This is a genomic window from Nonomuraea fuscirosea (assembly GCF_003001935.1).
Classification (GTDB): domain Bacteria; phylum Actinomycetota; class Actinomycetes; order Streptosporangiales; family Streptosporangiaceae; genus Nonomuraea; species Nonomuraea fuscirosea.
Map to the genome: position 1 here is coordinate 82,260 of NZ_PVNG01000006.1, position 23,426 is coordinate 105,685.

Sequence of the window (23,426 nt, forward strand, 5' to 3'; positions counted from 1 at the left end):
GCGCGCGCATCGGGAGGTGGTTACTCAAAGAGGCAGGTTGCTCAAGAAGGCCTGGTCGCTCAGGAAAGCCGGGTCCGCTGCCGGGCTAGCGTCGGCCGGGGGTAGTCGGCCGGGCCGGGCTCAGGAAAGCCGGGTCGCGGTGACGGTCATGGTGGCGTACGGCAGGGTGAAGCGGCCTCCGAGGGCGTCGATGGCGGCGCCGACAGCGTCCAGGATCGGCTCCAGTTCCTCGCGCGGGAGCCGGGTGAGGGTGCCCGAGGTGGGGAGCTGGTCGAGCCACTCGTCGCGGGTGTAGGTCCGCTCCCAGTCGTGCCGCCACTGCTCGGGCTCAGCGAAGCCGCCCGCCTCGCGGATGCCGTTCGCGGCCTTGGTGAGCAGCGGCTGGTAGGCGTCGAGGGACTGGCCGGGCGCCTGGCCGTTGACCGGTGACACGGGCAGGGCCTGCCGGAAGGCGGCGGTGAAGGACTCGAACACCTCCGCCGGCAGCTGGTAGACGTGCCAGAAGGCCGCCAGCCGCCCGCCAGGCCGCAGGATGCGCGCGGCCTGGGTGACGCCGGCGATCGGGTCGATCCAGTGCCAGGCCGTCCCGGCGGCGACGACGTCGAAGGTGCGGCCGGCAGGGTCCCAGGTCTCGAACGTCCCTTCCTCGACGTCGAGCCCGCCCCGGCGGGCGAAGGCGGCCATGCGCGGGTCGGGTTCGACGCCCAGCACGGTGCAGCCGGCCGACAGGAACTGCCGCATGGCGGTGCCGGTGCCGCAGCCGACGTCGAGGACGTCGCGCCCGGGGCTGGTGGCGATGATCTGATCGATCAGGGCGTCCGGGTAGGCGGGGCGGGTGCGGTCGTAACGTTCGGCGTCCACCCCGAAGGACTCGGCCATCTCCCGCTGCCGATGAGAGTTCGCGACGTGGGCGTTGCCGGGGGTGGACATGGACGTACGGCCGGAGTCCGGCGTAGAAGTGGTCATGTGCCCACTATAAATGGGCAAGCGCCCACTATGTCAATCGCCATATGCTGCGCGTGGCCGTGGGAGGGCTGGGTTGCTGTTGGTCGGAGGGGAGGAGCGGCAGGCCGGCGTGCTGCCGGCGGGAGGGTGAGATAGGCGACCAAGCGTTTCGGGTCGAAGGGCGGAATGGACGCCCCGGAGCGCTGCCCCCGGGGAGACAAAAGGGATGAGCCGGAGCGCTGCCCCCCGGAGAACGGAAGGGATGAGCTGGGGCACTGCCCCCGGAGAACGGAAGGGATGGGCCGGGGCACTGCCCCCGGAGAACGGAAGGGATGGGCCGGGGCGCTGCGGCTGAAGGACGGTTGGGCGACCCGGAGTGCCGCCCAAAGGGGGCGATTCGGGATGCCGCCGGTCTGAGGACGGGTCGGGCGGCCGGTGCGTCGTGTGTGGGGGAGGAGCCCGGAAGGGCTGGGCCATCTCCTGCTGCCGATGGGAGTGCACGACGTGGGCGCGGCGGGGCTGGGGCGGCACGACCTGAGCGCACCTGCACCCGGGGCGGGTGGCTCGACCAGCTCCTCTGAGCGGATGAGCCGGGGTGATACGGGCGGGAGGACGCGACGTGGGCGTGGTTGAGGGTGGAGGCAGAACCGGGGTGCACCTACTCCCGGGATGGGCGGCTCGACGAGCTCCCCTGGACGAGACGAGCTGAGGTGCTGCGAGCGGGAGGGCGCGATGCGGTGGGCAAACCGGCCCTGCCTCGTGTTGCGGATGGGGACTGCACGCGGGCTACGAACGGACGGCGCCGTGGGTTACGAGCGGGTGGTGCCGTGGGTTACGCGCGGGTGGTGCCGCGGAAGTCGTGGTCGTGTGGCAGACGCGGCGTGGGGCCGGCTCCCGGAGGTGTCGGGTATGAGGGCCAGGTGCCGCATGGCGTATGAGCGCCAGGGGCGCCACCGGCCGGGATCGGCGGCGAGGCGGTGCACGGCTCGCCGTACCGGCAGGCCGGGGAGGAGGACGTCGGGATCGCCGAGGACCCTCATCTGGATGCAGGCGATCGCCCACCGGCTCATCCCGGGGATGTCGCGCAGTTGCTTGCGCGCCTGGGCGGGGTCGCAGCCGGTGTCCAGCCTGAGCGTTCCGTCGGCCAGCGCGCGGGCCAGCTCCCGCCCGGTACGGCCTGCGGACGCGGTGTCCGCCAGGACCGACATGTCGGGGAACACATGGGTTATCGCGCCGAAGGGGGTGGTGAGCGGTGTCCCGTACGTGCTGACCAGGCCGGCGAGCAGGTCGCGTACCGTCGCGGCTCGCGTCCGGTGGCTGAGCACCGCCCGGATCGCCAGTTCTCCAGGATCGGCGCAACCCGGCACCCGGAGGCCGGGGCGGGCCGCGACCAGCGGTCCCAGCGCCGGGTCCGCGCCGAGGAAGGCGTCGATGGCCTGCTGGTCGGCGTCCAGGTCGAGCAGCCGCCGGCAGCGCTGCACCGCGGCGGCGAGGTCTCTGAGGTCCTCCAGCCGCAGAGCGCAGATTACGTGCCCGGCCCCGGGCCGCAACGTGATCACGCCCGCGCCGTGCGGCAGCGACAGCGACCTGCTGTAGGCGTCGCCGTCATAGTGCTCGATGCCGGGAACGGCCCGCGCGCCCAGGCAGGCCAGCAGCGCGGGCACGTCCATGGGCGGCCGGTAGGCGAGCCGCACCGTGGTGACCCCCGGCGGCTGGGCACCGTTCCCGGCGCCGCGCAACCGGCTCGGCGTCGTCGCGTACACCTGCCTGATGGTGTCGTTGAACTGCCTGATGCTGGCGAACCCGGCGGCGAAGGCCACGTCGCTGATCGGCAGCGGGCCGGACTCCAGCAACATCCGCGCGGTCTGCGCCCGTCGCGTCCTGGCCAGGGCCTGGGGTCCGGCGCCGACCTCGGCGACGAGCTGACGGTGCACCTGGCGCGGGCTGTAGCCGAGGCGGGCGGCCAGCCCGGTGACGCCTTCGCGGTCGACGATCCCGTCGGCGATCAGCCGCATGGCCCGGCCGATCAGGTCCGTGCGCGTGTTCCACTCGGGGGATCCCGGGGCCGCGTCGGGACGGCACCTCTTGCACGCCCGGAACCCGTTGACCTGCGCCGCCGCCGCGGTCGGGAACAGCCGCACGTGCTGCGGCTTCGGCATGACGGCCGGGCAGCTCGGACGGCAGTAGACGCGGGTCGTGGTGACGGCGACGTAGAACCATCCGTCGAAGCGCGGGTCACGGCTCCGCATGGCCGCGTACGCCAGCTCGTCCTCGATCACCTCATCAAGCGTGCCACAGGGACGGGAGCACGACTGGCGGGCATCGGACGGCGACGGTCGGCGGCCGATGCCCGCCAGCGCCGGCGGGCGGGCCGGGACCAGGCTTTGTCCGCATGATGGTGAACGATGTCGCCGGCGGCCGTCTGGCCGGATACCGGCGGGCGCTGTCGCGGCGTGACTTCCGCGTCCTCTGGCTGGGTTCGTCCGTCTCGCTCGTGGGCGACGGGATGACGTTCGTCGCGCTGACGTGGCTGGTGTTGTCCCAGCCTGACGGGGTGCGGCGGCTCGGGCTGCTGACCGTCTGCCACACGCTGCCGGTGTTCGTGGGCGGGCTGCTGGCCGGGCCGGTGCTGGACCGGTTCGACAAGCGGCATGTGCTGGCCGTCGACAGCGTGGTCCGGGGCGGGGCGATGGCGTCGATCCCGGTCGTGTCGCTGGTGGGCGAGGTGCCGCCGGCGATGCCGTTCGTGGTCGCCGCGGTGTACGGGCTGTTCAGGATGGTGCCCCTGGCCGGGTTTCCGGCGGCGATCCCGGACCTCGTCCCCGAGCGGGATCGGGACGCGGCCAACGCGCTGGAGAGCCTGAGCTTCAGCCTCTCGGGCATGATCGGACCCGCTCTGGGCGGTGTCCTGATCGCCGGGTTCGGCGGCGAGGCCGTGCTGGCCTTCGACGCCCTCTCCTATGCGCTGTTCGCCGTGGCAGCCCTCACCGTCCGCCGTCCCCTCGTCGTGCGCCGGCCTGCCTCCGTCCGTCCGCCCTTCGCTGTCCGCCGCCCCTCCGTCGTCCGCCGCCCTCTCGCACCGCAGGCGTCTCCGGCGACGGAACCGCCGCGGGAAGCGGCGACGGAACCGTCGGCGGAAGCGGTGCCGGAGTCGGCGCGTGGCACGCTCATGACCCTGCTGCGTGACCGGGTGCTGGTCGCGACCACGCTCGCGTTCATGGCCTTCAACATCGCCGTGGGCATGCTGCTCGTCACCGGCCCCTGGCTGGCCAAGACCCAGCTCCAGGGCGGTCCGCAAGCTCTGGGCCTGCTGCTCGCCGCTCTGGCGGCGGGCGAGCTGGCCGGTGCGGCGGTCGCCGGCGCGAGGACGCCGCGGGCTCGCCCGCTCAGGGCCATCGCCGGAGTCCAGCTCGTCGCCGCAGCCGGGTTCCTGGCGCTGCTGACCGCCCCGCTCACGATCACCGTCCTCGCGGGGTTCCTCGTCATCGGGATGTTCAGCGCGCCCATGACCATCTGGGCGCAGTCGCTGCGCATGGCCCGCATCCCCGCGCCCCTGCGTGGCCGGGGCTTCGCCATCCTCAGGACGCTCATGCAGGCGACGCCGCCGATCGGCGCCGCGATCGTCACCCCCCTCCTGGCGGCCGGCCTGCTCGGCCCCGCCGCGCTCGTCATGACCCTCGTCGCGGCTGTTCCCGCCGCGGTCCTGCTGAGCATGAAGCACTGACCGGAACGGGGCCGTTCCGCAGCGACGGCTGAGTTTGAGCACGCGTCTGTCAGGAAGGCCGGTGCGACGCCCCGGATAAGGATCGACCGCGGTGCCGGGGCCGGGTGACGTCGCGGCTACCCTTGCCCGGGTGACGATCCGCCCCAGAACCCCGCAAGACCTTCCCGCATGTGTCGACGCGCTCGCTCAGGTCCAGGCCGCCGACCGGTATCCGGTGGACTGGCCGGACGATCCGGGCGGCTGGCTGACGCCCGATGACCTGGCGGCGGCCTGGATCGCGGTGGAGTCGGGTGTGGTGGTCGGGCATGTGGGGCTGACCGGGGACGCGGAGATCGTGCGGCTGTTCGTGACCCCGGCGGCGCGCGGCGGCGGACTGGCCGCGCGGCTCCTCGAAACCGCCAGGGCCGCCGCGGCCGGGCCGCTCAAGCTGCAGGTTTCCTCGGAGGGGAAGGCGGCCATCGCCTTCTACGAGCGCGCGGGCTGGCGCAGGATCGGCAGCGACCGGGCCGCCTGGCTCAACGCGGCAGGCGAGCCCGCCCTGGTGCACCACTACGTCAGCCCTTGACGCGACCCGCGTCGTAGCGCGGCGGCATCCCGCCCAGCTGCCTCTGCGCCGGGCGGGGATCGGCCTCAGAGGCCGGCGGCCTCGTACAGGGCGGCCAGGTCGAGCTTGCGCATGCCGAGCATCGCCTTCATCGCCCCCTGAGCCGCCACCGGGTCGGCGTGGCCGAGCAGCTCAGACAGCTGCCGGGGGACGATCTGCCAGGAGACACCCCAGCGGTCCTTCAACCACCCGCACTGCCCCTCCTCGCCGCCGTCCGCGGTGAGCCTGGCCCACAGCTCGTCGATCTCCGCCTGCGACTCGCAGGCCACGTACACGGACGCCGCCTCGGTGAAGGCGGAGCCCGGCCGGCCGTTCAGCGCCATGAACTGCTGGCCGGCCAGCTCGAACGTGACCGCCATGGCCGTCCCGGGGGTACCGGGGCCGGCCTCGCCGAACCGCTGGACCTCCAGGATCCGGGAGCCGGCGATCAGCGACGTGTAAAGGGTGGCGGCCTCCTCGGCCTGGCTTTCGAACCAGAGGCACGTGGTGATCTTCCGCATGGTGAGTCCCTCCATCGGGAGTCGTCGTGGTCGTTCACCAGGGCGTCGAACACGCCGGGCGCGGATCGACATCCGCCGCGAAGTTTTTTTCGAGGTCAGCCGAGGACCGCGCCGAGCGTCGCCATGATCGGGATGGACAGGCCCGTGGTCACCAGGACGGCGCCGCGGGCCAGCCGCCTGCCGGTGTCGTACGTGACCGCGTACACGTAGATGTTCTGCGCCGTGGGCAGGGCCGCGAAGAGGGTGGCGGCCAGCAGGTGCGTGCCCTCCAGGCCGAGCAGGCGGGCGGTCGCGTACGCCACCGCGGGCTGCGCGAACGCCTTGAGCGCCACCGCCAGGGCGATGTCCCGGCCCACGCCGTCCTCCTCCGGGGCTGGGGCGGCGCGGCGCGAGCCGTACAGGCTGAGCCCGTACGCCAGCAGCGCCACCGGCACGGCCGCGCCGCCGAGCAGGTCGATCGGGCGCATGACCGTGACCGGCAGCGCGACCCCCGCCAGCGCGAACGCGAGCCCGAACAGCGAGGCCACGGTGAGCGGGTTGCGCAGCGGCAGCAGCAGCGCGGCCCGCGGCGAACGGGAGCCCTTGTCCAGGACGAGGAAGGAGAGCGGGGTGAGCACGAGCAGCTGGAAGAGCAGGATCGGGGCGACGAGGGCGGCGTCGCCGAGCACGTACAGGGAGATCGGCACGCCCAGGTTGCCCGCGTTGACGTAGGAGGAGGCGAGCGCGCCGATCGTGAGCTGCCGCGCGGTACGCCGCCAGGCGAGCTTGGCCACCAGCACGAACACCAGCGCCGTGAACGCCACCGCGACGACCTGGGTCAGCAGCACCGGCGACAGCAGCGCGCCGAGGTCGGCCCGGGACACGGTGGCGAACATCAGTGCCGGGGTGGCCACGAAGAACGCCAGCCGCGACAGCACCAGCTCGTCGGTGGCGCGCAGCACGCCGATGACACCGATGACGTACCCGAGCACGGCGACCGACACCAGAGCGGCGAACGCCGCGACAACCCCCGACAACCTGTTCCCTTCCACGAATTGGACGTTCAGGAGCGTATCTGAGGGCCTTCGGGGCGTTTTGGCCGGTCCGCACCGCTTGTCGCCTGCGACGGACGCGGCGGAGGGGGCTCCGGAGGAAAACGGCGCCCGGTGATGGTCATCCGGGATCGCGGGCCGGGCGAAGCAAGGGATGAGCGGGATCACCGCGCCGGAGGCGTCCGTGCGCGGCACCGGTCCCGTCCGAGCCCCCTACCCGGAGGAGACGGACATGCGTCGCACGTCGTACAAGCTCACCCTGCCTGCCGTGGCCGCGGCCGCCATGCTGATGTTCCCCGGCGCGCTCCCAGCGTCGGCCTCGTCCACTGCGGCCGGCTCGGCGGCGGCCGCCAGTGCGGCCCTCACCCTCACCGGCGGCAGCTGCGAGGGCCTCGCACGCCGCTTCCTCTGCTCGGTCGCCTTCAGCGGAGCGGTCGCGCCGGTCAGCGTCCGCTGGTTCGTGGACGGATCGCACGTGCCCGCGTACGACAACCGGACGTTCGTCGGGATCGGCTGCCAGCCCACCTTCCGCTACGACATCCGGGCGGTGATCTCCGACGGCACCGGCGCGTCCGTGGAGTTCCGCTCGAACCCGGTCTGCCGCTCCGGCAACCCTTGATCCGGTAACCGCACCTGGCAGCGCACCCGAGCAAGATCGGCTCGGGTAAGGTGCGTGGAATGCCGGAATCGCGCAAGCGCAGGTCCGTCCGCGCCATCGTCCTCGACCCGGGCGATCGGGTCCTGCTCTGCCGCCACGACCTGACCGCCCTGGACGGCCCCGTCGTCTGGGCGATGCCGGGCGGCGGGGTGGAGCCGGGCGAGACGGACCTGCGGGCGCTGCGCCGCGAGCTGATGGAGGAGATCGGGCTGCGCCTGGACGGCGATCCGCCGCTCGTCTGGCATCAGGAGGTGAGCGGCCCGGGGTACGCGCCCGGCTACGACGGCGTGATCAACCGTTACCACTTGGTACGGGTCCCGGCGTTCGTCCCGAACCCCGCCTGGTCCGCGGAGCGGCTGGCGGCCGAGCACATCCACGGGATGCGCTGGTGGAGGCTGGCGGAGATCGCCGCGGGAGACGGCGGCGAGCTGTTCTCGCCCCGTGACCTGGCCGGGACGCTGGGCGCGCTGCTGGCCGGCGGCGCGCCGGACGAGCCGGTCAGGCTGGGGCTGTGAGCCGCCGGTGAGCGGAGCCCGGTAGCGGGCCCGTCAGCGGCGGTCGCGGAACGTGCGGCGCAGGTCGTCCACCCACGCCGCAGGGGTCTCCCACGGGATGAAGTGGCCGCCGCGGTCGTGGGCGGTGATGTTGACGTGGTTGTACCAGGCCGCCCGGTCACTCTCGAGGAACCCGCGTACCCGCTCCTCGCTGGTGTGCACGCCGGGCGGGTTCTCGTGGCCGACGAACGTGATGCCCGTGGGCGCCTCGACCACCGGCCACCGGTCGTGCGACGGCGTCCACGGGTAGCGGTTGTTGTTGGCGTAGGTGCGGATCGAGGTGCCGATCCCGCCGCCCGCCCAGAAGATCGTCGCGTGGGTGAGCAGCTCGTCCTTGCTGAAGACCCGCTCGACGTCTCCGCCGTTGTCCGACCATTTCGCCCACCGTTCCAGGATCCAGGCCAGCATGCCGGCGGGGGAGTCGTTCAGCCCGTGACCGAGCGTGGACGGCGCCAGCATGTGCGCGGCCAGGTGCACGGCGAAGCGCCGGTCCATCTCCAGGATCCGCGCGTGGACGTCGGCGGGCAGGCCGGAGGGGATGGGCGCGCCGCCGCTGAAGTCCCAGGCGCGGTCGCCGTTGAACAGCGTGAGCTTCAGCGCGGAGCCGATGTGGATGCCGTGCAGCTCGGCGGCGTACTTGTGGCCGAGCTGCCCCGTGATCAGCGCGCCGACGTCGCAGCCGCCGGCGGCGTACCTGTCGTGCCCCAGGACGCCGGTCATCAGCTCGTGCCAGACCTCGGCGATCTTCCAGAAGTTCATGTCCGGACGGTCCGTCAGCGGGGTCGAGAAGCCGAAGCCCGGCAGCGACGGCACGATCACGTCGAACGCCTCCGCCGGATCGCCCCCGTGCGCGCCCGGGTCGGCGAGCGGGCCTGCCACCTTCGACCAGTGCCAGAACGTCCACGGCCAGCCGTGGCTGAGGATCAGCGGCACCGGGTCGGGGCCGACGCCGGGCTTGCGCATGAAGTGCACGGGCACGCCGCCGACGTCCACCCGGTAGTGCTCGAACGCGTTGATCTCCCGCTCGGCGGCCCGCCAGTCGAAGCCGTCCGCCCAGTAGGAGACCAGCTCCTCCAGGTAGGCGCGGCGCACCCCGTAGTAGCCGTCGTCGTTGCCCGCGTCCGGCTGCCACCGGGTCGTCACCAGCCGGCGCCGCAGGTCGTCGAGGACCTCGTCGGGGACGTGCAGCGGCTGCGGTTCGAGCGGGAACGGCCGGGTCGGCATGGGTCTCCTCCTGGAGCAGGTCGTACGCGGTCAGTCGCCGAGGCTCGCGGCGATCTCGGTCAGGCGGCCGAGCACCCGCGCCGAGCCGGCCAGCGCCGCCCGCTCGTCCTCGTCCAGGTGCTCCACCAGCCGGGACAGCCGCGCCACCCGGTCCGCGTGGCGGGAGCGGACGATGCGCAGGCCCTCCTCGGTGAGCTCCAGCAACACGGCCCGGCCGTCGCGCGGGTCGGGGCGGCGCGAGACGAGCCCGTCCTGCTCCAGCTTGGCGACCAGGCTGGTGAGCGCGGGCTGCTTGAGCTGCTCGGTCGCCGTCAGCGCGGTCAGGCGCATCGGCCCCCGGCGTTCCAGCGTGTGCAGCACCGACAGCGTCGAGAAGCTGAGCCTCCTGACCGACGGGAGCCGGATGAAGTAGGTGTTGAAGTCCTCGATCGCGGTGGCCAGCACGTCGAGGTCGAGGTCGGGTGCGAGGTCCGGCGCGGAGCCGGGCTCCGGATCCGGTGGCGCGGGCGTCACGCCCGTATTTATATCAAATATCGATGTATTTCGCCTCGGAAGGGGTCAGCCCGTGGCGGAGTCGCGGGTACGGCCGTGGGCGTCGTGCGGCAGGTCGGCGTAGTGCCACTGGTGGTCGCGGGCCTGCCGGCACGCCGTCTCCAGGTCGCCCTCCTCGATCGCGGCCAGCAACTCGGCGTGATCGCGGGCGACGTCGTGCAGGTCGACCTCGGTGGCGACCATGGTGACCGAGGTGCGCGCCTCGATCTGCAGGCTCTCCCAGGTGAGCTTGAGCAGCTCGTTGCGCGCCGCCTCGACGAGATGGCGGTGGAACGACACGCTCGCCCGCGCCGACGCCTCGTCGTCGCCGCGGCCGGCGGCGTCCCGCATCGCCTCCACGTCGGCCCGCATCGCCTCCACCGGCACCGTCCCGGCCAGCAGCGCGAGCCGGGTGGCGGTCTCCTCCAGCGCGGCCCGCACCACGTAACTCTCGCGCAGGGTCTCCTGTACGAACGGGCGCACGAACGTGCCCCGGCGCGGCAGCGTCTCCACCAGCCGCATGGCCTCCAGTTCGCGCAGCGCCTCGCGCACGGGCGCCTGACTGGTGCCGTAGGTGGCCGCGAGCCGGGTCTCCACCAGCCGCTCGCCCGGCCTGACCTGCCCGGAGACGATCCTGCTGACCAGCGAGTCGCGGATCTGCCGCGCCAGCGTGAGCCGCGGCAGCTTCGGGGGCTCTTCGGTCATGGCGCGATCCTACCGATCAGCAAGAGGAGAAGATCTCTTGACGCGGGAATCTCGATAATCAATTATCGAGAATTATAGCGCCGTAAACCCCGAGCAGGGAGGCCGCACATGGTGATCGAGGCGGTGCACGTGCCCGAGTCCGTCGAAGCCGTGGTGACCCGGTCGGCCGCCGGCGGCCTGGTCATGGGCGGGGGAACGGTCGTGATGCCGCTGGTCAACAGCGGATCCGCGGGCGTGACCGAGCTGATCAGCCTGCGCCGCGCGGGCCTGGACGGCATCGAGGTGAGCGACGGCGTGGCCACGATCGGGGCGGCGGCCACGCTCACCGCCGTCGCCGAGCATCCCGGGCTCGCGTTCCTGCGCCCGGCGCTGCGCACGATCGCCTCCCCGACCCTGCGTAACCAGGCCACCGTGGGCGGCAACCTGTTCGTCGCGCAGCCGTACGGCGACCTGGCCGTCTGCCTGCTCGCCCTCGACGCCGCCTGCGAGATCGCCGGACCGGCCGGCCGGCGGGACGCGCCGGTCGCGGACGTCCTGGCCGCCGGGCTCGCCCCCGGCGAGATCGTCGTCGCGGTACGGCTCACACCGCCTCCACCGGGCGCCTGGCACTACCACAAGGCCATGCGCCGCCGCCTGAACTCCGCCTCCATCGTCACCGTCGCCGCCGTCGTCACGAAGGCCACCCCCGAGGACGTGGCCGGCGAGTGCAGGATCGCGCTGGGCGGCGTCGCCCCCCGCCCCGTACGGGCGCCGTCCGCGGAACGGGCGCTGCGCGGCCGTCCGCTGACCGAGGAGAGCCTCACCGAGGCGGGCCAGGCCGCCCGCGCCGACATCGACCCCTTCGACGACGCCTACGCCAGCGCGTGGTACCGGGCCCGCGTCCTGCCCGTGCACCTCCGCCGCGCCTTCCTGTCCTGACTCACCTGAACGCACCTGAACGCACATGAACGCTTCGCAACTCACCTGAACCCCCTTGAGCGACCCCTGTCATCCCCGACCCCGTCACCCTTGAAGCGCCCGCATCCGAAGAGGTGGGACCGTGCCGTCACAGATCGTCTCGCTCGTCGTCAACGGCGAGCACCGTGAGTTCATCGCCGCGCCGGGAGCCACCCTGCTCGCGTGCCTGCGGGAGTCGCTGGGGCTGACCGCCGCCAAGCGCGGCTGCGCGCAGGGCGCCTGCGGCAGCTGTACGGTCCTGGTCGACGGCCGGCCCGAGGCCTCGTGCCTGGTCGCCGTCGAGACCGTGGCCGGCGGGTCCGTCCGCACCCTGGAGGGCGTCGCCACCGGCGGCGACCTGGACGAGGTGCAGAGCGCCTTCGTGGACTGCTTCGCCACCCAGTGCGGCTTCTGCACCTCCGGCATGATCATGGTCGCCGAGGCGCTGCTCGATCGGAACCCCGACCCGAGCGAGGAGGACGTGATCGAGGCCATCTCGGGCAACGTCTGCCGCTGCACCGGCTACCGGCCCATCGTGCAGGCCGTCCTGGAGGCGGCCGCCCGGCGCAGGGAGGAGGCGGTGACGCGATGACGTACCGGCTCGCCCCCGTCGACACCACCGCCTTCGCCGCCGAGCGCGGCGGTGGCGACCTCACCGTGATCGGCTCGGTGGTCCAGCGCTCCGACGCCCGCGGCCACGTCACCGGCAGGACCGAGTTCTTCGAGGACGTGGCCCCGCCCCGGCTCGCGCACCTGAAGATGCACCGCTCGGCCCGCCACCACGCCAGGATCGCCGCCGTGGACCTGGGCGAGGCGCTGGCCGTGCCCGGCGTCCTGCGCGTCCTCACCCACGCCGACGTGCCGAACAACCTGTACACCCCGCTCAAGCTGATCGGCGTCGGGCCGGACGACGAGCCGATCCTGGCCGTGGACAAGGTGCGCTACCTCGGCGAGCCCATCTGCGCCGTGGTGGCCGAGACCGAGGCCGCCGCGCTGGAGGGCGCTGCCCGGGTCAAGGTCACCTACGAGGACCTGCCGCCCGTCTTCGACGTCGAGGAGGCGCTGCGCGAGGGCGCGCCGCTGGTCAACGAGTACCACGGCCAGAACCACTTCATCTACGAGGGCCACCACTGCCGGCGGATCCGCTTCGGCGACGTCGAGGCGGCCTTCGCCCGCGCCGACCACGTCCTCGAGTGGCGCTACCAGTCGGCGCCGATCGAGCAGGCGCCCGTCGAGACCACCGGCTGCGTGGTGATCCCGCAGGCCGACGGCCGGCTGCGGATCCACTCCGACACCCAGGCGTGCTTCTTCACCCTCGACAACACCGCGCTGATCCTGGAGACGCCGTTCAACAAGCTGCGCATCGTCGGCGGGACGGTCGGCGGCGGCTTCGGCGGCAAGGTGGACGTGGTGGTCGAGCCGATCGCGTGCGTCGCCGCGATGGCGACCGACCGGCCGGTCAAGTTCGTCTACGACCGCGCCGAGGAGATGCAGGTCTCCTCGCCGCGCGCCGCCGAACGCCTCTACATCAAGGACGCCGTCATGAACGACGGCAAGATCATCGGCCGCAAGATCACCCTGTACGTGGACGCCGGCGCGTACGCCCGCCACAGCCCCTACGGCGTCACCAAGGCCGCCGCGCACCTGCCGGGCCCCTACGCGATCCCGAACGTGTGGGCCGACTGCCACTGCGTGTTCACCAACCGCACCCCGTCCAGCGCCATGCGCGGCTTCGGCGTCACCATCGCCGACTTCGCGCTGGAGTCGCAGATGGACCAGGTCGCCCGCACCCTCGGCATGGACCCGCTCCAGCTCCGGCTGCTCAACGCCTACCGCGACGGCGACGTCAAGGCGCACCGCAAGGTCGCCGAGGGAACGGCCCTGGTCGAGGTGATCCAGAAGGCGGCGGAGATGTCCGGGCACGAGCTGCCCGAGACCTACCGCCGGATGTCGTCCACGACACGAGAGGGGCTGTGATGGCGAAGCTGCGCGGCCGTGGGTACGCCTCGGTCAACTACCCGACCGGCATGAACCTGGGCGGAGACCCCTCGCAGGCCCTGGTCCACGCCACCACCACCGGCACGTTCGTGATCTCGCTGTCCTCCGTCGACCTCGGGCAGGGCATCAAGACGATCGCCGCCCAGTGCGCCGCCGAGACGCTCGGCCTGCCGATGGAGAACATCCTGGTCGACACCGCCGACACCGACACCGGGCCGCACTGCATGGGCACGTTCGCCAGCCGCGGCACCCACCGCGTCGGCAACGCCGTCATCATGGCCGCCGCCGAGGCGCGCGGCGTGATGCTGGAGGTCGCCGCCGAGGAGCTGGAGGTCGACGCGGCCGACCTGGAGACCGACGGCACCGGCTACATCGCGGTCAAGGGCGCGCAGGACAAGCGGGTGCACATCACCGACCTGGCGCTGGCCGCGCACTTCAAGCACGGGCGGACGATCTCCGGGCGCGGCATCTACCTCAAGGAGCCCAGCGTGCCCGTGCCCGAGACGGGGGAGATGGACCCCGACTCCTGCCAGGCGCACGCGTGCACGGTCGCCGTCGTCGAGGTCGACGACGAGACCGGGGTGGTCGAGGTGCTGGAGCTGTTCAACGCCTACGAGATCGGCCGGGCGCTCAACCCCGCCATGGCGACCCAGCAGGTGGAGGGCGGGGCGTGGATGGGGCTCTCGCACGCCCTGTTCGAGACCACCGAGCCGTACTACCCGGCCCGCGACCACGGGCCCCGCGACTTCGCCGGCTACCTGATGCCGGGGCCCGCCGACCTCCCCGTCCAGCACAGCCTGCTGCTGGAACGCCCGTCCGCCAACGGCCCGTACGGGGCCAAGGGGATCGGCGAGATGACGGCGAACGCCCCCATCCCGGCCATCGCCAACGCGATCTTCGACGCCTGCGGCGTACGCCTGACGTCGATGCCGTTCACCCCCGAACGCGTCCTGCGAGGGCTGGACGCCCTGAAGACGGAGGAAACATGCTGAAGGTCATCTCCCTGCTCAAGCGGGCCGAGGGACTGTCCCACGAGGAGTTCGCCAAGTGGGTCGTGGAGGAGCACGTCGAGTTCGCCAGGAAGCTGCCCGGCCTGCGCAGGTACACGGTCAGCGTGAGCAACGGCGCGGACGGGGCGTACGACTCGGTGAACGAGCTCTACTTCGACGACGAGGACGCCCGCGCCGCCGCGTTCGGCTCCGAGCACGGCAAGGCCGCGGCGGCCGACGCGGCCGCGCACACCTCCCAGCGCGTCCACCTGCTGACCACCGAGCACGCGCAGCTGTGACCCTGCGCCCGGGCGAGCTGGCCGCCGCGCTGGAGGGCGAGAGGTACTTCGCCGACGAGGGCCTGTGCACGGCCGTCCACCTGGCGCTGCGGCTGGGCCGGCCGCTGCTGCTGGAGGGCGAGCCCGGCGTCGGCAAGACCGAGGTCGCCTCGGTGCTGTCGCGGGTCACCGGGCTGGAGCTGATCCGTCTGCAGTGCTTCGAAGGGCTCGACTCCGGCCAGGCGCTGTACGAATGGGACTACCCCAAGCAGCTCCTCCAGGTCCGGGTGGCCGAAAGCCGCGGCCAGGACGTCGGCGAGCTGTACCGCGAGGAGTTCCTGCTGCGCCGGCCGCTGCTGCGCGCCGTACGGGCGGAGCGGGGCGCGGTGCTGCTCATCGACGAGATCGACCGGGCCGACAGCGAGTTCGAGGCGTTCCTGCTCGAATTCCTGGGCGACTTCCAGATCACCATCCCCGAGCTGGGCACCGTACGGGCGGGCACGCCGCCGATCGTGGTGCTGACCTCCAACCGCACCCGCGAGCTGCACGACGCGCTCAAACGGCGCTGCCTCTACCACTGGATCGCCTTCCCCGATCCGGACCGGGAGCGGGCCATCCTGCGCGCGTCGGTGCCCGGCCTCGAGGAACGGGCGGCCGAGGGGCTCGTCGCGGCGGTGCAGCGGGTACGGCGGCTGCCGCTGCTCAAGCGGCCCGGCATCGCCGAGTCGGTGGAGTGGGCACGCGGGGCGGTGGCGCTTGCGGAGGACGGCAGCCCGTGGCCCGTGGCGCTGCGCCGGGCCCTGGGCCTGCTGATCAAGGACGAGGAGGACACCCGGCTCCTCCTCGACCACGCCGAGGAGCTGTTCACCGATGCCTGACCCGGCCGCGAGCGAGGACCGGCCGGCGACCGACGTGGCGGCGGACGTGGCCGACGAGAGGGCCGCCGGGAGGGGCGCCGGGAGGGCCGGCCCGGTGGCGGCGGATCCGGCCGGGCTCGCCGCCGACCACCTGTGGGGGTTCCTGACGGGGCTGCGCGCGGCGGGGCTGCCGGCGGCGCCGCCGAAGCGGGCCGACCTGCTGCGCGTGATCGCCGAGTCACCACCGTCCGACCTGACCGCCTTGTACTGGTATGCCCGCGTCACCCTGCTCCAGGACGCCGGCGACCTGCCCGCCTTCGACCGCGTCTTCGACGCCTGGTTCCGGCAGGGCCCCCTCGACGACCCGCCGCTCCCGCGCGACGACGAGCGCACGCCGTCCCCCGGCGCGCCGGGCCACGACGACCCGCCGCCGCACGAGCTGCGGCCCGGCGACGGCACCCGGGCCAGCACCCTGAGCACCTACGGCACGCGGGACCTCGGCCGCACCGGCGAACGCGGGCACGTCCTCATGCGCGCGCTCGAAGCCGCCTGGCCCGCCGCCCTGCCCGCCACCCCGTCCAGACGCCGCCGCCCGGCCAGGACGGGCGACCGGCTGGACGTGCGGCACGCCTGGCGGCGCGCCCGCCGCCACGACGGCGAGATCGTCGACCTGCGCCGCCTCGCCCGCCCGCCCCGCCCCCGCCGCCTGCTCCTCCTGGTCGACGTCTCGGGCTCGCTCCGGCAGCACACCCCCGACCTGCTCCGCGTGGCGCACACCGCGCTGCGCGCCGCGCCCGCCCGTACCGAGGTGTTCACCTTCGGCACCCGGCTCACCAGGATCACCGCCGCGCTGTCGCACCCGTACGCCGACCACGCGCTGACGTCGGTCGCGCGGCTGGTCACCGACGCCGACGGCGGCACGGCGATCGGCGCGGCGCTGCACCGCTTCCTGGCCAACCCGCGCTACGCGGCGCTCGCCCGCGGCGCGCTCGTGATCGTCCTGTCCGACGGGCTCGAACGCGGCGACCCCGCCCCCATGGTCCGGGCCACGGCCCGGCTGTCGCGGCTCGGCCACCGGCTCGTCTGGTGGACGCCGCTGGCCTGCTCACCCGAGTACCGTCCCGCCACCCGCGCCATGTCGGCCCAGCTGCCGAGCCTGGACCACCTCGGCGGCGTCCGCGACCTGGCCACCGCGCTGGCGGAGGTCCGGCGCCTGCCCGCCGTCCTGTCCGGCCCGCGCCACACCGCCGCCAGGCACTGGACCCCGCACCCCATGGGAGCCGCCCGATGACCGATCCGTCCCACCACCGCGCCGGAATCGTGGACGCGCACCACCACATCTGGCGCGCCGCCGACCTGCCCTGGCTGCAAGGAGAGATGGTCCCGCGCATCTTCGGCCCGTACGAGCCGATCCGCCGCGACTATCCCATCGCCGAATACCTCGCGGAAGCCGCGCCCTGCGGCATCACCTCGTCGGTCTACGTCCAGACCAACTGGCCGCTCGGCCGCGCCCTGGACGAGGTCGCCTGGCTGCGCGACGTCCACGCCGAGACCGGCTGGCCCACCGCCGTCGTCGGCAGCGCCGACCTCTTCGACGCCGGCGCCGCCGACGTCCTGCGCCGCCAGGCCGCGCTCACCCCGCTCGTCCGCGGCACCCGGCTGCAGCTCCACTGGCACGAACGGCCCGAGTTCCGCTTCGCCGAAGCCCCCGACCGGATGAAGGACGCCACCTTCCGGCGCAACCTCGCCACGCTCGCCGAGCTCGGCTGGCTGTTCGAACTCCAGGTCTTCCCCGCCCAGATGGCCGACGCCGCCGACCTCGCCGGCGATTTTCCCGAGATCACGTTCGTGCTGGTGCACGCCGGCATGCCGGTGGGGTCCGACGCCGTCGCCGAGTGGACGCGCGGCATGAGGCTGCTGGCCGAACGGCCCAACGTCGTGGTCAAGCTCAGCGGCCAGGGCACCTTCGTGCACCGCGTCGACCGAGCGCTGATCGAACGGGTGACGGCCACGTGCCTGGACCTGTTCGGCTCCCGCCGCTGCATGTGGGGCAGCAACCTGCCCATCGAGAAGCTCTGGACCGACCTGCGTACCCTCCTGACCGCCTGGCAGGACGCGCTCGCCGGCCGGACGGTCGAGGAGGTCCACGACGTCTTCACCGCCACCGCCACCCGCGTCTACCGCCTCTGACCACGCTCTGACCACGCTCTGACCGCCTCTGACCGCCACGATCCGCCCAGGACGCCTGCCCGGGGCGATCGAGCGGCGTGTGCGAGCGGCGCGAACGAACGCGGCGGCCCGATCCGGGTACTGTGGGTGAGCGCCGGGGTTCGGTGCCGGCCCCGGCGGCGACGCGGCCGCCGTCCGCTCGCCAGCCGACGCGGCCACCATGGGGAGGCGGGATGCCCGGCAACGCGATCGCCGTGACCGTGGCCGAGGAGCACGGCGTGCTCGTCGTCAGACCGGCCGGAGGGCTCGTGTGGGAGACCGTCGCCGACTGGCGGTCGTGGCTCGACGGGCACGTGGCGGGCGATTCCGGCGTACCTGTCCTGGTGGACCTGTCAGCGCTGACGTTCCTCGACTCGGCCGGCATCTCCAGCCTGCTCTCGACCTCCGAGCGCCTGCGCCAGGCCGGCGTGCCGATGGCCTTCACCCAGCCCGCCCCGCTGGTGCGGCAGTGGCTGCGGATCACCGGGCTGTACGCCCACCTGCCCATCTTCGACACCGTCGAGGCGGCACTCCCGGCCGTACGCCCGCCGCAGTGACGGCCGGCGCGGCTTGTGGACAAGCTTCGCCGCCCACGTTGGTGGCCGCGCCGCATGAACGCATCGGTCGTCCCGCCGTCACGCACCCGCCCGAGCCCTCGCCGACGCCGCACCCGCGCGAGGCTGCCCCGGCAACATCCCGCTCTGATCCCGCCGGCCCGGCGTCCGGAGCGGCGCGGGGGAGCGCCGCCAGGACCGTCGCCGCGAGCGCCGTCCGATGATCCTGCGTCCAGGGCGGTCCGAGGGCCGCGCAGGACCTCGCCGGTCCCGGCAGGGCGGCGGCGAGCTCGTCCAGCGAGACGGCCGTCGCCCGGAGCGCCGACGCCCGCACCCGTGCCACCAGAGCCGAGAACGCGCCGTCGTCGAGCGGCTTGCCGTCGTGATGGACGGGCGCGGCCGGCACGCCCGGCTCGACCAGCTCGATCCGCCTGCGGTCGACGACCCGGTGACCGGCCGACGCGGTGACGGCCCACGGCCCAGCCGAAATGACGCGCTATGCCGACACGCATGCCCCGATTACGCCCCCGTCTCCGCACCGGCGGGCAGGCCTATCCCGTGCTGAGGTCGCGGCGGCGCAGACCGTACAGGCCGAGGCCCGTCAGCGCCGCGGCGAGCCCGAGCAGCACCACCGTGGCCACCGGCGCGGCCGCCTCCAGCGGATGCCAGGGCAGGTGGGACAGCACCGACGCGTTCACCAGCGGGCCGGGCAGCCGCAGGTACGCCCCCAGGACCGCGACGAACCCGCTGCAGCCGAGCACGGCCCAGGCCGCCGCGCCGGCCGCGCGCGGGGCGAGCCCGAGCAGGGCGGCGGGCACGGCGAGCAGGACCAGCACCTCCGGCACGCGGCGCAGGCTCGCCCAGGCGACCTCGGCGACGAGCCTTCCGTCGCCGGTCGAGAGGGCGGCGCCGGCCCCGAGCGCCACCCCGTACACCGTGAGCAGCGCCACCACGGCGAGCGCCGAGGCCAGCAGGGAGGATCCGAACCACGCCCGCCTGCTCGTCGGCCCGGCCAGCACCGGACCGGCGAGCCCGCGCACCTCCTCAGCACGCAGCCGCAGGACCGACAGCACCGCGTGCACGCCGGTGTAGAGGGACCCGGTGAACACCATGAGGCCGAGCCACGCCCGCCCGAAGTCCGCCCCGGCGAAGATCGGCAGGTCGGTGACCGACATCGCGCCGGTCATGCCGCCCAGGACGAGGCCCACGGCGAGGAACGCCGCCGCCCACGACACGATGGCCGCCCGCCGCAGCCTCAGCGCGAGCGCGAGCGGCGAGCGCAGCCAGACGGGAGCGCAGGCCGTGCCGGGACGCGCGGCCACCAGGGCGGCGCCCAGATCCCTCCGGCCCGCCAGCGCGTACGCGGCCGCGACCAGCAGCGCGGCGAGCAGCACCGACAGACCGAGCGGCCACCACCGATCGCCGGCCAGCACCCGGGTCTGCTGCGACCAGCCGATCGGCGAAAGCCAGAACAGCGGCCCGCCCTGCTCCGCCTGCAACGAGCCCGCGCCGCGCAGCAGCCACGCCACGAACAGCACCGCCCCGGCGAGCCCGGTGGCGCCCCTCGGATGCTCGGTGAGCTGCGCGGTGACCGCGGCGACCGCGGCGAAGACCATCCCGGCGGCGGCGAGGGAGGCGCCGAACAGCAGCGCGCCGCCGGCCGTGAACCCGATGGCGCCGGCCGCGACCGCGGCGAGCAGCGCGAGCACGGCGTTGCCCGCCGCGGCCACGACCAGCGCCGCCGTCAGCTGCGCGGGCCGGCCCACGACCGCCGCCCTGACCAGCTCGGCCCGGCCGCTCTGCTCCTCGGCCCGGGTGTGCCGGGTGACGAGCAGGATGTTCATCAGCGCCGCGGCCAGCAGGAACTCCACCCAGTACGCGGCCAGGAAGTACTTCTGCGTCGTGACGGCCTCGGCGCCGAAGAAGGGCCCGGCCAGCACCCGCATGAACGAGGCCCGGATCAGCCGCGTGGCGTCGGCCAGCGCCTGCGGCGTGGGGACGACCGCGGACGTGGCGGCGTAATAGAAGCGCGGGACGAGGGCCACGACGACCAGCACCCAGATCGGCAGCCTGAGCCGGTCACGGCGCAGCGCCAGCCGGACCATGGCGCCCGTGCCGGTCAGCGGGCCGCCTCCGTCCCGCGGCCGGGACGACGTGGCGGTCATGCGGCGGCCTCCTCGGTCTCGTAGTGGCGGAGCATGAGCTCCTCCAGCGTCGGCGGATGGCTGACCAGCGAGCGGATGCCGAACGTGGTCAGATGCCGGACGGCCGCGTCCAGGTGCTCGGCGTCCACGCTGAAGCTGACACTCCCCGCCCCGGCCCGCGCCCGGTGCACGCCGGGCAGCCGGTCGAGGCCGGTGACGGGGGAGGCCGTCTCCGCCGCGATCGTCGTCCGCGTCAGATGCCGCAGCCGCGCCAGCGTCCCCGACTCCACCGCCCTGCCGTCCCTGACGATGGTGATCCGGTCGGCCAGGGTCTCGACCTGGGCCAGGATGTGGCTGGACAGCAGCACGGTGCGCCCGGCGGCCTTCACCTCGGCGACGACCTGCTGGAACACCGCCTCCATCAGCGGGTCCAGACCGCTCGTCGGCTCGTCCAGGATGAGCAGCTCGACGTCCGCGGCCAGGGCGGAGACCAGGGCGACCTTCTGCCGGTTGCCCTTGGAGTAGGTGCGCGCCTTCTTCCGCGGGTCGAGCTCGAACCGCTCGATCAGCTCTCTCTTGCGCCGCTCGTCGATCCCGCCGCGCAGGCGGCCGAGCACGTCGATGACCTCACCTCCGGTGAGGTTCGGCCACAGTTCGACATCACCGGGTACGTACGCCAGCCGCCGGTGCAGCGCGACGGCGTCGGCCCAGGGATCGCCGCCCAGCAGCCGGACGGTGCCGGAGGTGGCGCGCACCAGGCCCAGCAGGATGCGGATGGTGGTGGATTTGCCGGCTCCGTTGGGGCCGAGGAAGCCGTGCACCTCGCCGGTGTTCACGGTGAGGTCGAGGCCGTCGAGCGCGCGGGCGGGCCCGAATGTCTTGACGAGTCCTGAGACGGTGATGGCAGGGGTCATGGGTGGTTCTCCGATGGGGAGGGCGGTTCATAGCAGCGGGGCGGTGACGCGGGCGTCGAAATCCCGGTCGGTGAGGGATTTGCGGAGGTTGAGGAGTGCTTCGGCCTGCCATCCGACGACGTAGCGGGTCTGCGGCCGGTCCGCCTCGACGGCCCGCCGGATCACCTCCGCCACCACGACCGGGTCGGTCGCTCGGAACGCCGGGCCGTCCACGTCCGCTTGCGCGTTCGTGTGCGTTTCCGCGTCGGCTTGCGCGTCCGTCTGTGCCTCCGCGATCGTCTGCGCCTCGGCCGCGCGTGCCATCGCCTCGGCCATCCGGCTGTAGGCGCCGTGCCCGGAGACCTCCCGCAGTTGCCGGGCGGCCCCCGCCTCGAAGCCGGTCCTGATGACGCCGGGCCGGATGACGACCACGTCGACGCCGAACTGCTCCACCTCCATCCGGAGTGTGTCCGAGAAGGCCTCGAGTGCGTGCTTGGAGGCGTAGTACCAGGCGCCGAGCGGCAGGGCGATCACGCCGCCGATCGACGATACGTTGACGATCGTGCCCGACCCGCGCAGCCGCATCCCCGGCAGCACGAGCTGAGCCAGCCGCGCCGGAGCGAGCACGTTGACCTCGAACAGATCACGCGCCATGGCAACCGGCGTGTCCTCGGCCGCGCCGTGGACGACCGCTCCGGCGTTGTTGACCAGCACGTCGATCCGCCCGTGCCGGTCCAGTAGGGTGCTGACGACGCGCTGGAGGTCGTCCTCCTCGGTGACGTCCAGCGGCAGCGCGTATCCTCCCGCTGCCACGATCGGCGTCATCCTGGGTACGCGGCGGGCGGCGCCGTACACGATGTGGCCCGCGCGCAGGAGCTCCAGCGCGGTGGCCAGCCCGATGCCGGACGAGGCGCCGGTGACGAGGCACACCCGGCCGGCCTTCTCCCGGACGCCGGTGCGGTGCGATGCCATCACGCCTCCCACGTCACGGCATGGACGCCTCCGGTAGCGGGAAGGCGACGCCGACGTACCCGCGTGAGTATGGGAGGAGGATCGAAGGGGCACTCCGCCGCACGCCCGATCGGTGGCGCGGACGCCAGGTGTGACTGGGTCATCTCGCTTCTTTTCTGCGGGAACGGCCATCGTTCACGCACCGGGAAAGCTACGTCCGCGTTCGAGCCGGCGGCAACGTACTGACGATGTATTCCCAGCTCAAAGCGGACTGATTGGCGCAACGACGTTGCCGCCGAACGCAACAACCGCCCGCCGCGTGTCGCAACGACCTTCGAACGGCGACATACTCGGCTCGGCAGCGTCGATCGGGAGGGGCTCATGCCTGGAGGCCATCTGACGTACGAGGACCGCCGCGCGATCGCCGACGGGCTGGCCGAAGGGCTCCCCTACGCGGAGATCGCCCGTCGCCTCGGACGGCCGAGATCCACCATCGGCCGGGAGATCGCCCGCAACGGCGGGCCGCACGGCTACCACGCGGCCAGGGCGCAGCAGGCGACCACCTGGCGAGCCCGCCGCCGTCCCACCCCGCCACTGCCGCCGGCCGCCGCCGGTGATCCCCGAGGACACGAGCACGGCGGACACGAGGTCACAGGGCGCGACCCGGGGGCGGTGCGCGCGTACGAGCAGAAGCTCACCGGCCTGCTGGCGGGAGGCTGGCCACCGATGGCGGCCAAGGTGATGGTCTGCCTGCTCACCAGCGACAGCGGGAACATGACCGTGGCCGACCTGATCGAACGGCTGCGGGTGAGCCCCGCGTCGATCTCCAAGGCGGTCGGCGCGCTGGAACAGCTGGGACTCCTCAAGCGCGAGCGTGACAACCGGCGCGAGCGGTACCGCATCGACGACGACGTCTGGTACCGCGCCTGGCTGGTGGGCACCCGGTCGATGGCGCTGTGGGCGGCCACCGTCAGGGAGGGCGCGGACGTGCTCGGCGCGGACACCCCGGCCAGCACCAGACTCCTGACCGCGAGCCGCTTCTTCCAGCTGCTCAGCGACGACATGGCCGCCTCCGCCGAACACTACAGAACCGCCTTCGCCGGCTCCTGGAGCCCCACTTCCTGACCCACGACGCCACCGCC

Annotated in this window: 24 protein-coding genes; 14 read left to right on the forward strand and 10 right to left on the reverse strand. The window is 73.2% G+C overall.

Annotation, left to right across the window (positions count from 1 at the left end; genetic code table 11):
- Positions 1–120: 120 nt before the first annotated feature.
- Both B0I32_RS15380 and B0I32_RS15385 read right to left on the reverse strand, forming a co-directional pair.
- The gene (locus tag B0I32_RS15380) at positions 121–966 is read right to left on the reverse strand and encodes a methyltransferase domain-containing protein (RefSeq protein ID WP_106239374.1); all 846 of its coding nucleotides are present in this window, start codon (positions 964–966) and stop codon (positions 121–123) included.
- 788 nt (positions 967–1,754) lie between these two features.
- The gene (locus tag B0I32_RS15385) at positions 1,755–3,224 is read right to left on the reverse strand and encodes a bifunctional transcriptional activator/DNA repair enzyme AdaA (RefSeq protein ID WP_245955845.1); all 1,470 of its coding nucleotides are present in this window, start codon (positions 3,222–3,224) and stop codon (positions 1,755–1,757) included.
- 113 nt (positions 3,225–3,337) lie between these two features.
- Between B0I32_RS15385 and B0I32_RS15390 the strand changes: the two genes are divergently transcribed.
- Complete coding sequence (locus B0I32_RS15390; protein ID WP_219911828.1) at positions 3,338–4,669, forward strand: MFS transporter; 1,332 nt, start codon at positions 3,338–3,340, stop codon at positions 4,667–4,669.
- 130 nt (positions 4,670–4,799) lie between these two features.
- Complete coding sequence (locus B0I32_RS15395) at positions 4,800–5,234, forward strand: GNAT family N-acetyltransferase (protein WP_106239377.1); 435 nt, start codon at positions 4,800–4,802, stop codon at positions 5,232–5,234.
- A 65-nt stretch (positions 5,235–5,299) separates the two neighbouring features.
- On the opposite strand, the gene B0I32_RS15400 is transcribed toward B0I32_RS15395, so the two are convergent.
- Positions 5,300–5,773 carry a VOC family protein gene (locus tag B0I32_RS15400; RefSeq protein WP_106240113.1) on the reverse strand — a complete coding sequence of 158 codons (474 nt, stop codon included), beginning with the start codon at positions 5,771–5,773 and terminating at the stop codon, positions 5,300–5,302.
- Between the two features lie 95 nt (positions 5,774–5,868).
- Complete coding sequence (locus B0I32_RS15405; protein WP_106239378.1) at positions 5,869–6,789, reverse strand: AEC family transporter; 921 nt, start codon at positions 6,787–6,789, stop codon at positions 5,869–5,871.
- 169 nt (positions 6,790–6,958) lie between these two features.
- On the opposite strand from B0I32_RS15405, the gene B0I32_RS15410 reads away from it, so the two are divergent.
- A complete protein-coding gene (locus B0I32_RS15410; RefSeq protein WP_106239381.1) occupies positions 6,959–7,423 on the forward strand; it encodes a hypothetical protein in 465 nt (154 codons plus the stop codon).
- Positions 7,424–7,482: 59 nt separating this feature from the next.
- Positions 7,483–7,977, forward strand: a complete 495-nt coding sequence (locus tag B0I32_RS15415) for an NUDIX hydrolase (RefSeq protein ID WP_106239383.1) — start codon at positions 7,483–7,485, stop codon at positions 7,975–7,977.
- A 33-nt stretch (positions 7,978–8,010) separates the two neighbouring features.
- On the opposite strand, the gene B0I32_RS15420 is transcribed toward B0I32_RS15415, so the two are convergent.
- From B0I32_RS15420 to B0I32_RS15430, 3 genes are read right to left on the reverse strand one after another with little or no spacing between them, the layout of a single operon-like run.
- Positions 8,011–9,240, reverse strand: a complete 1,230-nt coding sequence (locus B0I32_RS15420) for an epoxide hydrolase family protein (RefSeq protein WP_106239385.1) — start codon at positions 9,238–9,240, stop codon at positions 8,011–8,013.
- 30 nt (positions 9,241–9,270) lie between these two features.
- Positions 9,271–9,753: a MarR family winged helix-turn-helix transcriptional regulator gene (locus B0I32_RS15425; protein WP_106239387.1), complete on the reverse strand. Its 483-nt coding sequence runs from the start codon at positions 9,751–9,753 to the stop codon at positions 9,271–9,273.
- Between the two features lie 45 nt (positions 9,754–9,798).
- A complete protein-coding gene (locus B0I32_RS15430) occupies positions 9,799–10,476 on the reverse strand; it encodes a GntR family transcriptional regulator (RefSeq protein ID WP_106239389.1) in 678 nt (225 codons plus the stop codon).
- A 108-nt stretch (positions 10,477–10,584) separates the two neighbouring features.
- Here B0I32_RS15430 and B0I32_RS15435 point away from each other — a divergent pair, with 108 nt between their 5' ends.
- The 9 genes from B0I32_RS15435 to B0I32_RS15475 all read left to right on the forward strand — a co-directional run bounded on the left by B0I32_RS15435 (position 10,585) and on the right by B0I32_RS15475 (position 18,299).
- Positions 10,585–11,394 (forward strand): FAD binding domain-containing protein, encoded by an 810-nt coding sequence (locus tag B0I32_RS15435; protein WP_106239391.1) that lies wholly within the window; start codon positions 10,585–10,587, stop codon positions 11,392–11,394.
- Positions 11,395–11,515: 121 nt separating this feature from the next.
- Positions 11,516–12,004 (forward strand): (2Fe-2S)-binding protein, encoded by a 489-nt coding sequence (locus tag B0I32_RS15440; RefSeq protein WP_106239393.1) that lies wholly within the window; start codon positions 11,516–11,518, stop codon positions 12,002–12,004.
- Positions 12,001–13,389 carry a xanthine dehydrogenase family protein molybdopterin-binding subunit gene (locus B0I32_RS60925; protein WP_106239396.1) on the forward strand — a complete coding sequence of 463 codons (1,389 nt, stop codon included), beginning with the start codon at positions 12,001–12,003 and terminating at the stop codon, positions 13,387–13,389. The genes B0I32_RS15440 and B0I32_RS60925 overlap by 4 nt, the downstream gene beginning before the upstream one ends.
- Complete coding sequence (locus B0I32_RS60930) at positions 13,389–14,402, forward strand: xanthine dehydrogenase family protein molybdopterin-binding subunit (protein WP_106239398.1); 1,014 nt, start codon at positions 13,389–13,391, stop codon at positions 14,400–14,402. The genes B0I32_RS60925 and B0I32_RS60930 overlap by 1 nt, the downstream gene beginning before the upstream one ends.
- Positions 14,396–14,698, forward strand: coding sequence for an EthD family reductase (locus B0I32_RS15455; protein WP_106239400.1), 303 nt, complete (start codon positions 14,396–14,398; stop codon positions 14,696–14,698). Before B0I32_RS60930 ends, B0I32_RS15455 begins: the two co-directional genes overlap by 7 nt.
- Positions 14,695–15,555 carry an AAA family ATPase gene (locus tag B0I32_RS15460; RefSeq protein ID WP_106239403.1) on the forward strand — a complete coding sequence of 287 codons (861 nt, stop codon included), beginning with the start codon at positions 14,695–14,697 and terminating at the stop codon, positions 15,553–15,555. Before B0I32_RS15455 ends, B0I32_RS15460 begins: the two co-directional genes overlap by 4 nt.
- Positions 15,548–16,825 (forward strand): vWA domain-containing protein, encoded by a 1,278-nt coding sequence (locus B0I32_RS15465; protein WP_106239405.1) that lies wholly within the window; start codon positions 15,548–15,550, stop codon positions 16,823–16,825. Before B0I32_RS15460 ends, B0I32_RS15465 begins: the two co-directional genes overlap by 8 nt.
- Positions 16,822–17,724 (forward strand): amidohydrolase family protein, encoded by a 903-nt coding sequence (locus B0I32_RS15470; RefSeq protein ID WP_106239407.1) that lies wholly within the window; start codon positions 16,822–16,824, stop codon positions 17,722–17,724. Before B0I32_RS15465 ends, B0I32_RS15470 begins: the two co-directional genes overlap by 4 nt.
- A 212-nt stretch (positions 17,725–17,936) precedes the next feature.
- Positions 17,937–18,299, forward strand: coding sequence for an STAS domain-containing protein (locus B0I32_RS15475; RefSeq protein ID WP_106239410.1), 363 nt, complete (start codon positions 17,937–17,939; stop codon positions 18,297–18,299).
- A gap of 548 nt (positions 18,300–18,847) precedes the next feature.
- Here B0I32_RS15475 and B0I32_RS15485 read toward each other — a convergent pair.
- Genes B0I32_RS15485 through B0I32_RS15495 form a run of 3 tightly spaced genes read right to left on the reverse strand, consistent with a single transcriptional unit; the run spans position 18,848 to position 22,305 of the window.
- The gene (locus tag B0I32_RS15485) at positions 18,848–20,461 is read right to left on the reverse strand and encodes an ABC transporter permease (RefSeq protein ID WP_106239411.1); all 1,614 of its coding nucleotides are present in this window, start codon (positions 20,459–20,461) and stop codon (positions 18,848–18,850) included.
- A complete protein-coding gene (locus B0I32_RS15490; RefSeq protein WP_106239414.1) occupies positions 20,458–21,354 on the reverse strand; it encodes an ABC transporter ATP-binding protein in 897 nt (298 codons plus the stop codon). The genes B0I32_RS15485 and B0I32_RS15490 overlap by 4 nt, the downstream gene beginning before the upstream one ends.
- A 27-nt stretch (positions 21,355–21,381) precedes the next feature.
- Positions 21,382–22,305: an SDR family NAD(P)-dependent oxidoreductase gene (locus B0I32_RS15495; protein ID WP_106239416.1), complete on the reverse strand. Its 924-nt coding sequence runs from the start codon at positions 22,303–22,305 to the stop codon at positions 21,382–21,384.
- A gap of 360 nt (positions 22,306–22,665) precedes the next feature.
- On the opposite strand from B0I32_RS15495, the gene B0I32_RS15500 reads away from it, so the two are divergent.
- Entirely contained in the window at positions 22,666–23,409 is a 744-nt protein-coding gene (locus B0I32_RS15500; protein ID WP_106239418.1) for a GbsR/MarR family transcriptional regulator, read from the forward strand.
- Positions 23,410–23,426 lie beyond the last annotated feature (17 nt).